Source organism: Streptomyces sp. KR55 (genome assembly GCF_052245645.1).
In the GTDB taxonomy this organism is placed as follows: domain Bacteria; phylum Actinomycetota; class Actinomycetes; order Streptomycetales; family Streptomycetaceae; genus Streptomyces; species Streptomyces flavusporus.
Map to the genome: position 1 here is coordinate 20499 of NZ_JBQQCE010000044.1, position 12289 is coordinate 32787.

General features: G+C 69.8%; 12 protein-coding genes. 7 read left to right on the forward strand and 5 right to left on the reverse strand.

Features of this window, described 5'->3' with window-relative positions; all coding sequences use genetic code 11:
• Positions 1–30: 30 nt before the first annotated feature.
• The 6 genes from ACTWQJ_RS09350 to ACTWQJ_RS09375 all read left to right on the forward strand — a co-directional run bounded on the left by ACTWQJ_RS09350 (position 31) and on the right by ACTWQJ_RS09375 (position 7113).
• On the forward strand, positions 31–1065 hold the full coding sequence (locus ACTWQJ_RS09350) for a LacI family DNA-binding transcriptional regulator (protein WP_443306154.1): 1035 nt from the start codon (positions 31–33) through the stop codon (positions 1063–1065).
• A 146-nt stretch (positions 1066–1211) separates the two neighbouring features.
• Positions 1212–2516, forward strand: a complete 1305-nt coding sequence (locus tag ACTWQJ_RS09355; RefSeq protein WP_443306155.1) for an ABC transporter substrate-binding protein — start codon at positions 1212–1214, stop codon at positions 2514–2516.
• A gap of 66 nt (positions 2517–2582) precedes the next feature.
• Positions 2583–3518 (forward strand): carbohydrate ABC transporter permease, encoded by a 936-nt coding sequence (locus ACTWQJ_RS09360; protein ID WP_443306156.1) that lies wholly within the window; start codon positions 2583–2585, stop codon positions 3516–3518.
• 1 nt (position 3519) lies between these two features.
• On the forward strand, positions 3520–4392 hold the full coding sequence (locus ACTWQJ_RS09365) for a carbohydrate ABC transporter permease (protein ID WP_443306157.1): 873 nt from the start codon (positions 3520–3522) through the stop codon (positions 4390–4392).
• Between the two features lie 82 nt (positions 4393–4474).
• Entirely contained in the window at positions 4475–5962 is a 1488-nt protein-coding gene (locus ACTWQJ_RS09370) for a glycoside hydrolase family 32 protein (protein WP_443306158.1), read from the forward strand.
• A 155-nt stretch (positions 5963–6117) separates the two neighbouring features.
• Positions 6118–7113, forward strand: coding sequence for a carbohydrate kinase family protein (locus tag ACTWQJ_RS09375; RefSeq protein WP_443306159.1), 996 nt, complete (start codon positions 6118–6120; stop codon positions 7111–7113).
• 276 nt (positions 7114–7389) lie between these two features.
• Here ACTWQJ_RS09375 and ACTWQJ_RS09380 read toward each other — a convergent pair whose 3' ends face one another.
• The 3 genes from ACTWQJ_RS09380 to ACTWQJ_RS09390 form a co-directional block, all read right to left on the reverse strand.
• Positions 7390–7788 carry a PIN domain-containing protein gene (locus ACTWQJ_RS09380; RefSeq protein ID WP_443306160.1) on the reverse strand — a complete coding sequence of 133 codons (399 nt, stop codon included), beginning with the start codon at positions 7786–7788 and terminating at the stop codon, positions 7390–7392.
• Complete coding sequence (locus tag ACTWQJ_RS09385; protein ID WP_443306161.1) at positions 7785–8069, reverse strand: hypothetical protein; 285 nt, start codon at positions 8067–8069, stop codon at positions 7785–7787. Before ACTWQJ_RS09385 ends, ACTWQJ_RS09380 begins: the two co-directional genes overlap by 4 nt.
• 371 nt (positions 8070–8440) lie before the next feature.
• Complete coding sequence (locus ACTWQJ_RS09390; protein ID WP_443306162.1) at positions 8441–9595, reverse strand: magnesium and cobalt transport protein CorA; 1155 nt, start codon at positions 9593–9595, stop codon at positions 8441–8443.
• A gap of 157 nt (positions 9596–9752) precedes the next feature.
• On the opposite strand from ACTWQJ_RS09390, the gene ACTWQJ_RS09395 reads away from it, so the two are divergent.
• Complete coding sequence (locus ACTWQJ_RS09395; protein WP_443306163.1) at positions 9753–10862, forward strand: winged helix DNA-binding domain-containing protein; 1110 nt, start codon at positions 9753–9755, stop codon at positions 10860–10862.
• A 110-nt stretch (positions 10863–10972) separates the two neighbouring features.
• On the opposite strand, the gene ACTWQJ_RS09400 is transcribed toward ACTWQJ_RS09395, so the two are convergent.
• Both ACTWQJ_RS09400 and ACTWQJ_RS09405 read right to left on the reverse strand, forming a co-directional pair.
• Positions 10973–11764, reverse strand: coding sequence for a S1 family peptidase (locus tag ACTWQJ_RS09400; protein WP_443306164.1), 792 nt, complete (start codon positions 11762–11764; stop codon positions 10973–10975).
• Positions 11765–12019: 255 nt separating this feature from the next.
• Positions 12020–12289 (reverse strand): helix-turn-helix domain-containing protein (locus ACTWQJ_RS09405; RefSeq protein WP_443306165.1); only part of this gene is annotated, 270 nt, incomplete at its 5' end.

The following is a 12289-nucleotide window of genomic DNA, read 5'->3' on the forward strand; positions in this document are numbered from 1 at the left end:
CCGATTTAGCCGAGCGGAGCTGATCCACCGATGTCCGAACGCCGCGTGACCATGGCCGACGTCGCCCGCGAGGCGGGCGTATCGCCGACGACCGCGTCGTTCGCCCTGTCCGGCCGCACCGACATGCGGATCTCCGACGCCTCCCGGGAACGGGTTCTGGAGGCGGCCAGGCAGCTGGGGTACCGTCCGAACGTCACCGCGCGCAGCCTTCGGACGAAGTCCACGCAGACCATCGGGCTCGTATCGGACCGGATCACCACCACGCCGTTCGCGGGCGACGTCATCCGCGGTGCCATGGAGGCCGCCCGCGAACAGGACCACCTGCTGTTCATCACAGAGGCCGACGGCGACCGCGCCGCCGAGTCCTCGCTGGTCCACGCGCTGCTGGACCGCCAGGTCGACGCGGTGATCTACGCGACCATGTTCACCCGGTACGTCACTCCCCCCAAGGACCTGTTCGGACGCCGCGTGGTGCTGCTGAACTGCCTGGCCCCGGGATTCGACGCCCCCTCCGTCGTCCCGGACGAGCTGGAGGCCGGCCGGGACGCGGCCCGCGCCCTGCTCGCGGCCGGTCACACCCAGGGCATCTGGGCGATCGGCGGCCACCAGGCCGTCCCGGCCACACCCGAGGGGATCATCGCCGGCAACGAGCGCATGCGCGGCCTGGAGGAAGTACTGCGCGAGGGCGGCGCCCGCCTGGACGGCGTCATCGAGTGCGACTGGGACACGCTGGACGGCTACCGGGAGGTGTCCGCCCTGCTGGCGGCGGGGACCCGGCCCCGGGCGCTGGTGTGCCTGGCCGACCGGGTGTCCTTCGGCGCCTACCAGGCGCTCGGTGAGGCGGGGCTTTCGGTGCCCGGCGACGTGTCGGTGATCTCGTTCGACGACCAGGACATCGCGTCCGTGCTGCGGCCGGCGCTCACCACGCTGAAACTGCCGCACTACCAGCTCGGACGTCTCGCCGTGGAGCTGATTCTCCGCGGCGGGCCGCTCGAAGCGGACGTACACCGTGTGCCCATGCCGCTGCGGGAGCGCGCCTCCCTCGGTGCCCCTGCCGGGGAGTGACACCGGCACCTGAAGACAGTCGTCCCGCCACCCGCACCGATGATTCCGAAGCGGGCGGCGGGACGGCCACCAAGAACAGCGACCGACGGAACCGGTCGCCAAGGGCGGGTCCTGCAAGACCCGCCTCCGTGAGATGGAGGAACCTCGTGGTGTTCAGAACAAGGCGCCTCGCTGCTGCGAGTGTAGCCGTTGCGGCGGCGACCGCGCTCGTCGCCGGGTGCGCGTCCGGCAGTGGCGGGAGCTCGTCCGGGGCCAGCGGCGACACGCTGACCCTGTGGACGCACAACGCCGGCAACTCGGCCGAGCTCGATGTCGTCAAGAAGATCATCAAGGACTTCAACGACTCCCAGGACAAGTACACCGTCGAGCTGCAGTCGTTCCCGCAGACCGACTACAACAACTCCGTCGTGGCCGCCGCCTCGGCCCGCAAGCTGCCCTGCCTGCTCGATGTGGACGGCCCCAACGTGGCGAACTGGGCCTGGGGCGGCTACCTGGCCCCCATCGACGTCTCCGGCAGCGAGGTGCCGGTGTCCGACCAGCTCGACAGCACCGTTGGAACCTACAAGGACAAGCTCTACTCCTTCGGCTTCTACGACGTCTCCCTGGCCTTCTTCGCCCGCAAGTCCGTACTGAACGAGCACGGCATCCGCATCCCCACCATGGACAAGCCCTGGACCAAGGGCGAGTTCGACGCCGCGCTGGCCAAGCTGAAGAAGAGCGGCAAGTTCGCCTACCCGCTGGAGATGGGCACCGGCGGCAGCGGCGAGTGGTGGCCGTACGCCTACTCCCCGCAGCTGCAGAGCTTCGGCGGCGACCTCATCGACCGCAACGGCTACAAGACCGCCTCGGGCACACTCGACGGCGAGGACTCCGTGGAGTGGGGCAACTGGTTCCGCTCGCTGGTGACCAAGGGCTACATGGCGAAGAAGTCCGGAGCTGACCCCAACAAGGACTTCCTGGCCGGCAAGAGCGCCATCCAGTGGGACGGCAGCTGGAACGCGGCCAAGAACGCCCAGAAGCTCGGCGACGACCTCGCGATCATCCCGCCGGTCGACTTCGGCAAGGGACCCAAGATCGGCGGCGCCTCCTGGCAGTGGGCGATGAGCTCCACTTGCTCCAACAAGGCCGGCGCGCAGGAGTGGCTGAAGTTCTCCCGCCAGACCAAGTACTTCGTCGACTACGCCAAGGCCACCAGCACCATCCCCGCCACGAACGACGCAGCGACGCAGATCGCGGACTACCAGCCGGGCGGAAAGTTCGCCGTGCTTGTCCAGTTCGCGCAGAAGTACGCGACGGTGCGTCCGGTCACCCCGGCCTACCCCTACATCTCCACCGAGTTCCAGAAGGCGGCCCAGGACATCCTGGCCGGTGCTGACCCCAAGAACGCTCTCGGCCAGGCCGCGAAGAACATCGACAACAACCTGAAGTCGAACAACAACTACTCAGGCTGACCCGCCCCGGTCCGGTTCGGGCCCCCGACCGCGCCACCCGAACCGGACCGGCTCCCTGGAGATACCGTGACCACCAAGACCGCAGCCCCGAAGCGGCTGCGTCCGGTCCGGCGAACCCGAACGAACAACGCCCGTCGCCGTGAGAGCCTCACCGCCCTCGGCATGGCCACCCCGGCCGTCGTGCTGCTGATCGTCTTTCTCGTCGTACCGGTCGCCCTCGCCTTCGCCCTGGCGTTCACCGACGCGAGGCTCATCTCGCCCACACCGGCCCGCTTCGTGGGCCTGCGAAACTTCACCCAGCTCTTCGAAGACCCGGTCTTCTACAAGTCCCTGCGCAACACGGCGTACTTCGCCGCCGTCGTCGTCCCGCTCCAGGCCGGCCTCGCCCTGGTCCTGGCACTGCTGGTCAACGCGAAGGTACGGGGCGTCAACTTCTTCCGCACCGTCTACTTCCTGCCGGTCGTCACCTCGATGGTCGTGGTGTCCCTCCTGTGGACCTTCCTCTACCGGAAGGACGGCCTGGTCAACCACGTCATCTCGACGCTCACCCTCGGCCACGTCCAGGGCCCGGACTGGCTGGGCGACCCGGCCACCGCGATGCCCGCCATCATCCTGATGTCGGTGTGGCAGGGCGTCGGCTTCCACATGATCATCTGGCTGGCCGGTCTGCAGACCATCCCCGCCGAGCTGTACGAGGCCGCCGAACTCGACGGAGCCACCACCTGGCACCGCTTCCGCCACGTCACCTGGCCGGGGCTGCGCGCCACCCGCACCTTCGTGCTCGTCACCATCACGATCGCGGCGTTCAGCCTCTTCACCCAGATCAGGGTGATGACGCAGGGCGGCCCGCTCGACTCCACCACCACCGTCGTCTTCCAGGCGGTGCGCACCGGCTACGACCAGCAGCAGACCGCCTACGCGGCGGCCATCTCGCTGATCTTCTTCGTACTCGTCCTGACCGTGTCGCTCGTCCAGCGGTTCCTGACCCGGGAGAAGGACTGACATGACCTCCTTCCTCAAGCGGCTCGGCGGCCACGCCGGCCGCATCGTCCTGGCCCTGGTCTTCGCGCTCCCGCTCGTCTTCATGCTGGTCTCGTCGTTCAAGACGGACGACCAGATCTTCGGCGACCTGGGCTCGCTGCGCGCCTTCCTGCCGGTCGGCGCCCTGTCGCTGGACAACTACACCGGCATGTTCGAGCGGGTCCCGGCGGCACGGTTCCTGCTCAACTCCGTGCTGATCTCGTCGATCACCGTGGTGCTCGGCATCGTCATCAACAGCTTGGCCGCCTTCGCGCTCTCACGGATGCGGTGGCCGGGCCGCAAGCTCGTCCTGACCACCATCATCGCCACCCTCATCGTGCCGTTCGAGACCTTCGCGCTGCCGCTGGTGTGGTGGGTCAACCAGTTGCCGCTGCTCCGCGTGAACGGCTTCCACCTGGAGTGGACCACCGGCTGGATGGACACCTACCAGGTGCAGATCCTGCCGTTCGTCGCCAACGCCTTCTCGATCTTCTTCTTCCACCAGTTCTTCCAGAGCATCCCCAAGGAACTCGACGAAGCGGCGATCATGGACGGCGCCGGCTGGTTCACCATCTACCGCCGCATCGTGATGCCGCTGTCCGGTCCTGCCATCGCCACCGTCGCCATCCTCACCTTCCTGCCCGCCTGGAACTCCTACCTGTGGCCGCTGATGGTCGTGCAGAGCGAGGAACTGCGACCGGTGATGGTGGGTATCTCCTACTTCTTCCAGCTGAACGTGGGCTGGGGCCAGATCATGGCGTACTCATCCATGATCACCGTGCCGATCCTCGCCCTGTTCGTGGCGTTCCAGCGGTCGTTCGTCAACAGCATCGCCTCCACCGGCGTCAAGGGCTGACCTCCCGTAGCGCACCGCGCTGTCCGCCCCTCCCCGTCCTCATGACTTCCGTGTGCTTCGCACGCCCTGAGAAAGGCCCCGTGTGCCCACGTCGCCTGCCGACCCCCACCTGCCCGCCGTCCATCTGCGACCGCCCCGCAACTGGATCAACGACCCCAACGGCCTGGTCTTCCACGACGGCCACTACCACGTCTACTTCCAGTACAACCCGCACGGCCCCCAGCACGCGAACATGCACTGGGGCCACTACCGCAGCCTCGACCTGATCACCTGGGAACCCCTCCCCGTCGCCCTCGCCCCCACGCCCGGCGGCCACGACGCCGACGGCTGCTTCTCGGGCAACGCCATCTCCGTCGACGGCCGCATGGTGGCCTTCTACTCCGCCCACCGCAACGACCGCTGGTGGCAGCCGGTCACCACAGCCGAGTCGCACGACAACGGCCACACCTGGGCCAAACGCCCCCACCTGCTCATCCCCGAACCGCCCGCCGGCACCACCATGTACCGGGACCCCTACGTCTGGCGGCAGGACGGGCGCTGGCGGATGCTGGTCGGCTCCGCCCTCGACGACGGCCGCGCCGCGGCACAGCTGTACGAGTCCGACGACCTGGAGCACTGGACCTACCGCGGCCCCTTCCACACCAGCGACGCCGCTGCCGGCACGGGCCCGATCGGCTGGGAGTGCCCCCAGTACGCCACCTTCGGCGACCGAAGCGTCCTGATCCTCAGCGACTGGACCCCGCAGGGCGGCCCCAGCCACACCACCGTCGTCACCGGCCGAGAGAAGGACGGACGCTTCGCGGCAGCCACGGCCCCCGTGCCGCTGGACCACGGTCCCGACTTCTACGCCCCCGCCCTGCTGAAGGCCCCCGGAGAAGACCGCTGGCTGATGTGGGGCTGGGCCTGGGAAGCCCGAGACGACGCCTGGGCGCACGAAGCCGGCTGGGCAGGCGTGCTCACGCTCCCCCGCGAGGTGAGCCTCACCGCCGACGGCACGATCGCCCAGCGCCCCGCCCGCGAACTGCTGGCCCTGCGCGGCCCGCGCATCCTGCACGGAACCGGGCACGCCACACGAACCGAGCCCGCCGAACTCGGCCAGGTCGGCCACACCTTCGACCTCACCGCAGCCCTGATATCGGACACCACCGGTACGAGCGGGCTGCGCCTGATCACCTCGGCCGACGGATCCGAGTACCTCGACATCAGCCTCGACCCCACGGCAGGCCGCCTCATCGTCGACCGCACCCACGCCTCACCGGACGCGCGGGCACGAGCAGGCGCGTACACCGCGCCGTGCCCGGCAGCGACGCGCCCCCACACCCCCGTCGAGCTCCGCGTGATCGTGGACCGCTCGATAGCCGAGGTCTACCTGGCCGACGAGCAGGTCCTCACCCTGCGGTTCTACCCGTCCACCGACGGGCCGTGGCGGCTGCAGGCCCGTACGACAGGAGCAGGGCGCAGCGAGTTCGCCGTCGCGGCCTGGAACCTGACCCCGCAGGACATCCGGCAGGAAGCCCAGCTGGCGGGCCGGGGAGCAGGGCGCTTGATTCCCGGGTCGCACGAGTCCTGAAGGCCGGCCCACCCGCACGCGGACAGGCCACGCCCTCTGCACCGTGTGCGGCAGATACGTCCACCGCAGCACCTCACGCCCTTACGGCGCCCTCGGCTGCGTTCCGTGGCGCGGGGCGACAGCCCCGCGCCCTTCCTGAGAGGCAGACAGTCACCATGGCCCGACCCGGGTCCCCCGGCAGCGTCGACGTCCTCGGCGAGTGCGTCGCCGACATCTTCGAGGACCGCGACCGGTCCGATTCCGGCGGACTGGCCTTGCGAGCGCTGGCTGGCGGAGGCCCGGCCAACACCGCTGTCGCCCTCGCCCGGCTCGGCACCCCCACCCGCTTCCTCGGCCGTTTCTCCGACGACGCCTTCGGCACCCTCTTCCGTGCCCGCCTCAGCGCCTCCGGCGTCGACCTGACCGGTAGCGTGACCACCTCCAAGCCCAGCACGCTCGCCGTCGCCGACCTCGACGCGACCGGCCAGGCCGCCTACACCTTCTACGCCGACGGCGCCGCCGACTGGCAGTGGACCGATGCCGAACTCGCCGCGACGCGGAACGATGACACGGTCTGCCTGCACACCGGCTCCCTGGCGCTGGTCCGCCAACCCGGCGGCAGCCGAATCGAGGAACACCTCGCTCAAGTGCGCGAGCACGCCACCGTATCCATCGACCCCAACGTCCGCCCCCTGCTCGTACCGCCCTCCGCCTACCGCGAACGGCTGCGCCACTGGTGCGCCGTCGCCGACGTCCTCCGCCTCAGCGAAGACGACTGTGCCCTCCTCGCTCCCGGTGTCGGCCTCGAAGAAGCCTGCGACACCTGGCACACCGCAGGCGCGCGCCTCGTCGTCATCACCCTCGGCGGGCGCGGCGCCCTCGCGTCCCTGGACGGCGAGCGCGTCACCGTCCAGGCCCCGCCCGTGACCGTCGTGGACACCGTCGGCGCCGGGGACTCCTTCACCGCGGGCCTGCTCCACCGCCTTGCCGCCCTCGGGCGCCTGGGCGGCCGACTCGACCGGATCGCCGTCGAAGACGTCGCGGACGCATGCTCCTTCGCCGCCCGCGTCGCGGCCCTCACATGCTCCGTCCCGGGCGCGAACCCGCCCTGGGCGGACGAGCCCGCCCTGGGGACCTACGCCGAACGATTCGTGCGGCGTCCTCTGGGCTGAAGATCTTCGCAGTTGGGATGCCTCCAGCGGCATCGCTGCTGGGGGCCAACTTTCAGCGACGGGATGACGCCCTTCCTCACGTGCCCCCCAGTGCCATCCAGGGCTCCTCCGCCCGGGAGGGCGGGCGCACCGGGTCGGGACGGCTGTCCCGTCCTCTCGGACGCCGTTCCCTCCTACCTACCCCGTGCGAGCACAGGTCGCCGTACGCGGGTGCCCGGCGCCGGCCCTTCGAAGGGGTGTGACGGCGGCGGAGGGCTGTCCGGGGGAGGGCGTGAATCAAACCTTCTCGATGGCCACACGGATGTGAGGGGCGGTGAGCATGGCGATGTCCTCCACATCGGACGTCAGGATCGTGACGCGGCCCGGCTGAGCCAGGGCCGTGGCGCAGAGCATGGCGTCGATGGCGTACTTGTGGCCGTGCAGCCCGGCCGTGCGCAGCAGAGTGGCGGCGGACTGGGCGATGGCCTGGGTGACCGGCTCGACCCGCAGCCGCGACAGTGTCCACTTCAGGGCGGCGTCGTTGATCCGGGGGTGGATCACCTCGACGAGGACCGCGGCCGAGGTGATCACCGGAAGGTCGGCGTCGCGGGCGGCGGTGAGCCACTCGTGGACCTCGCGGTCGCGCTGCACGGCCTTGGCCAGGCCCTCGCTGTCCAGGATGAGCGCGCCGCTCACGCGGCCGCCCCGGCATCGGAGGAGGTGCCGCCGGTGAGCTTGGCCCGCTTGGCGGCGACGGCTTCCGGATCGGCGGGGCCGTGGGTCTTGTCGAAGTCGGCGATCAGCTCGTCCAGGTTGTCGCGCTCGATCTGCCGTTGCGCCGCCTTTTCCAGGTACGCGGAAACGCCTCGCTTGCCGACCCGCTCACGGATCGCTTGCAGGGTGCCGGCGGTCAGGGAGACGGAGATGCCACTGCTGGGGCCGTCGCCGGGAGGGAAGTTGGTGTCGTCGTCAGCCATGACATCAGTATGGCATTCCAAATGCCATAACGGCGAGGTCCTTGCCTCGTGGAGGGCGCGCGGCCGGCACTGTCCATGGTTACTCGCTGTGATGTGCGGCGACATCGGTGAGGCGTGTCGAGGCTGGTCGACTGGAGGTGGGTGGGCTTGATGGCACAGGCGTGAGGTGCGGTTGGCGGCTCCGCTTCTCCCTAGATTCTCCCCAGCGTTCAGGAGCCCTCGAAAGCCCAGGTCAGGGGCCCCTTTGAAGGAGGGTGAGGAGATCACCCGCATCACTTCTCCCCAGGGACTCCCCAGCGCCCCATATGGGCGCTTCGCGTGGGAGGTGCATGAGCAAACAGTGTGCAGCACGTGCTTGGGTCAGGTGCCCGCTACAGCCAGTCTCTCCGCTTGAAAATCACGTACAAACTGAGGCATACCACCCCCATCAAGCCGATGGCGAAGGGGTATCCGAGACCCCAGTGCAGCTCCGGCATGGAGTCGAAGTTCATGCCATAAATAGTTCCCACGAGTGTGGGAGCAAAGAGAATGGCCGCCCAGCTTGAGATCTTCTTGATCTCCTCGTTCTGCTCGAACCCCGCCTCCGCCAACGCGCGCATCTCCGCGTTCTGTTGCTGGGTCACCAGGGTCGCGTTGACCGTGAGGATGTCCGTCAGGGCCTGGCGGAAGCCGTCGACCCGCTCGCTGGTGTGGGTGACGTGGTCGGCGACGTCCCGCAGATACCGTTGCAGTTCCTCGTCCGTGCCGTACTTGGCGAAGCCGGCCATCAGGCCGTGCAGCATCCCGACGAGGGGGCGGGTGGCGCGCTGGAACTCGACCATTTCACGGGAGAGTTCGTAGATGCGACGGGAGACCGCGGGGTCGCCGCCGAAGACCTCGGTCTCGATCTCGTCGATGTCGTTCTGGACGCCGGCCACGACTGGCACGTAGCCGTCGACCACCGCGTCCAGTATCGCGTACAGCACCGCCTCCGGGCCCAGTTTCAGCAGCTCGGGCGTCTCCTCCATGCGGTGGCGCACCGCCGACAGGTCGGGGGCCGCGCCGTGGCGGACGGTGATCACGAAGTCGGGGCCCACGAAGACGTGCAGTTCGCCGAACTCGACCTCCTCCGGCGCGTCGAGATACCGGGCCGCCCGCAGCACGACGAACAGCGTGTCGCCGTAGCGTTCCAGCTTCGGGCGCTGATGGGCCTCCATCGCGTCCTCGACGGCCAGCGGGTGCAGATCGAACTCGTCGGCGAGGGAGAGCAGTTCTCCCTCGGTGGGGCGGGCCAGACCGATCCACGCCATGCCTGACGGCTGCTCGCGCAGTTCGCGGTAGGTGTCGGCGAGGCCGGCGGGGGAGGAGACGCGGACGCCGTCCTGGTAGACGACGGCCTGGACCACGCTGGGGATCTCCGTGGGCAGCGGCTCCCGGGCCTCGGGGGCGGGGCCCGGGGTCTTCGGCGGCTGGGTCGGGGGGAGAGCGCGGCGCCAGCCGGACCTTCTGGAGTTCTTCGCGGCGGGTCGGGCGCGTCGCTCGGACATCGCGCTGCCTCCCGGGTCTGGCCTGCGGATGTGTGAGGGTTCAGCAGGATCGTTCAGCAGGATATACGGGGCAAACAGTATCGGCGGGGCGGTTGGCCGGGGGCTCGGTGGGAGTTGCGGACAGTAGCTGTCCGCAGGCCGCGTTAGCGTGCGTGGCATGACCAGGACGAAGCCTGTCGTGACCGCCCCCGTGCTCGGCACCCGCGCCCTGAACCGCGCGACCCTCGACCGACAGCTGCTGCTGCGCCGCTCCCCGCTGTCTACGGCGGCGGCCGTGGAGCACCTCGTCGGCCTTCAGGCCCAGGAGGTCAAGCCCCCGTACTACGCGCTCGCCGCCCGCCTCGACGGCTTCGCGCCCGAGGAGCTGTCCGGGCTGCTGTCCCGCCGCGAGGCCGTCCGTATCGTCACCATGCGCTCGACCATCCACCTGCACACCGCCGACGACTGCCTCACCCTGCGGCCGCTGGTACAGCCCGCCCGCACCCGGGAGCTCAACCTCTTCCGCAAGGGGCTCGTCGGCGTCGACCTGGACCGGCTCGCCGCGCTCGCCCGCGACCTGGTCGAGGCCGAGCCGCGCACGATGCGGCAGCTGCGCGAGGCCCTGCTCGTCGAGTGGCCGGACGCCGACCCGCAGGCCCTGGCCGTGGCCGCCCGCTGCACCCTCCCCCTCGTCCAGGTCACCCCGCGCGGGCTGTGGGGCCGCAGTGCCCAGGTCGCCCTCACCACCGCCGAGCACTGGCTGGGCCGCCCCGCCGAGCCCGCCGCCGGATCCGACACCGCTGTGCTGCGCTACCTTGCCGCCTTCGGACCCGCCTCCGTGAAGGACATGCAGACCTGGTCCGGCCTGACCCGGATGCGCCCTGTCTTCGAACGGCTCCGCCCCCGGCTGATCACGTTCCGCGACGAGCACGGCGTCGAGCTCTTCGACCTCCCCGACGCGCCGCGACCCGACCCGGACACCCCGGCCCCGCCGCGCTTCCTGCCCGAGTTCGACAACCTGCTGCTGTCCCACGCCGACCGCACCCGGGTGGTGCCGCCCGCGAACCGGGGCCGCACCTGGCAGGCGAACACGGTCTACTGCCCGCTGCTCGTCGACGGCTTCCTGGCCGGTGTGTGGCGGCTGCTCGGTGATGCCCTCGTCATCGAGCCCTTCGGCAGGCTCACCAAGGCCCAGCGCGCCGAGGTGACCGAGGAGGGCGCGCGCATGGTCCGGGTGCTGCACAAGGAGTCGTCGTACGACATCCGCTTCGGGACTGTCATCCCCTGAGCGGCATGGAACCTGAACGGCATGGAGAGGGGGCGCTGCGGGCCGCTCGTGGAGGCCCGCAACGCCCCCTGGTCACTTACCTGAGGGGTACTCAGGAAGTCTTGGCCTGGCTACGAGTTGACCTGTGCGGTCACCAGGCTCGAGAAGGTGGTCAGTCGGGTGTAGATGCCCGGGTAGCCGGCTGCCGCGCAGCCCTCGCCCCAGGAAGTGATTCCTGCCAGGACGCCCCCGATGAGCAGGGGACCGCCGCTGTCGCCCTGGCAGGTGTCCACGCCGCCGGAGGTGTATCCGGCGCACACCATGTCGCTCGCGACGAAGTCCGAGCCGTACGAGCCGGCGCAGCTGGAGTCGGAGACCGTCGGGACCGTCGCGGTGCGCAGCTGGTTGGAGGAGCTGCCGCCCGAGGAGGTGGTGCCCCAGCCGAGGATGCGGGCGGTGGTGCCGGCCGCGTAGACCGAGGTCTGCGAGGAGGAGACGTACGGCGCCGTCGTGTACGGCATGGACGTCGACAGGGTCAGGACGGCGACGTCGTCGCCGTTGGTGACGTCCGTGTAGCTCGGGTGGATCCAGATCTTGCTGACCCGGCTCACCGTGCCGTTCGTGCCGTTCAGGTAGGTGCGCCCGCCGACCACACGGACGCTGCTGGTGGTCTCGCCGACCATGCAGTGCGCGGCGGTGACGACCTTCGTGGGGGAGACCAGCGTGCCGCCGCAGAACTGGTCCTGCGAGGCGTCCGTGATCTGCATCATGAACGGGTACGCGGTCGTGGTGGTCGTCGTGCCGCCGACGATGGGCTGCGGGGCGGCGACGGCGGCAGGGGCGGTCAGCAGCGCGGTCGCGGCGGCGGCAGCGGCCGCCGTGAGGACGGCGGCGGTCTTTCTGAGACGGGTGAGCCCGAGCATGAGTCTCCTCAAGGGGTTGCCGGTGGGGGGTCGCGCGGGTGTGGGGGGTTGAGCACGGGGGTCTCGGGACAGACCCCCGCGTGCCCGGCGATCGGCACGCCCTTACGCTAGAACCCGGAACGCTTCCCTCCCAATGAGGGAACTCCCTAAGGGAGTTGGGAAGGGAAATCCCTCGGTTCCCCGCAACAGGCCTTGCGCGGGCCGCACTTGGTGTACGGCTTCACTTCGCGTACGGCTTGATTTCGCGTACGGCCCTCACCTGGCGTGGCGCCCCGCCGCCAGTCTGACGATGTCCACCCGCGATCGGATCCCCAGCTTGCGGTAGACCCGGGTGAGCGTGGCCTCGACCGTCTTGACGCTGATGAACAGACGCCCGGCAATCTCCCGGTTGGTCGCGCCCTCCATGACGAGCGCGGCGACCTGACGCTCCATCGAGGCCAGCCCCTCCAGCGCGTCGAGCGCGGCGGGTGCGGCAACCGGGACGGCCGGCCGGGCGGGCGGGCCCGAGGCGGCAGCCGCGTCCAC

Bases quoted from the DNA above. Each gene is read 5' to 3' on its own strand.
- ACTWQJ_RS09350 (WP_443306154.1), top strand. From the start codon at position 31: ATGTCCGAACGCCGCGTGACCATGGCCGACGTCGCCCGCGAGGCGGGC.
- ACTWQJ_RS09365 (WP_443306157.1), top strand. From the start codon at position 3,520: ATGACCTCCTTCCTCAAGCGGCTCGGCGGCCACGCCGGCCGCATCGTC.
- ACTWQJ_RS09375 (WP_443306159.1), top strand. From the start codon at position 6,118: ATGGCCCGACCCGGGTCCCCCGGCAGCGTCGACGTCCTCGGCGAGTGC.
- ACTWQJ_RS09385 (WP_443306161.1), bottom strand. From the start codon at position 8,069: ATGGCTGACGACGACACCAACTTCCCTCCCGGCGACGGCCCCAGCAGT.
- ACTWQJ_RS09390 (WP_443306162.1), bottom strand. From the start codon at position 9,595: ATGTCCGAGCGACGCGCCCGACCCGCCGCGAAGAACTCCAGAAGGTCC.
- ACTWQJ_RS09395 (WP_443306163.1), top strand. From the start codon at position 9,753: ATGACCAGGACGAAGCCTGTCGTGACCGCCCCCGTGCTCGGCACCCGC.
- ACTWQJ_RS09400 (WP_443306164.1), bottom strand. From the start codon at position 11,764: ATGCTCGGGCTCACCCGTCTCAGAAAGACCGCCGCCGTCCTCACGGCG.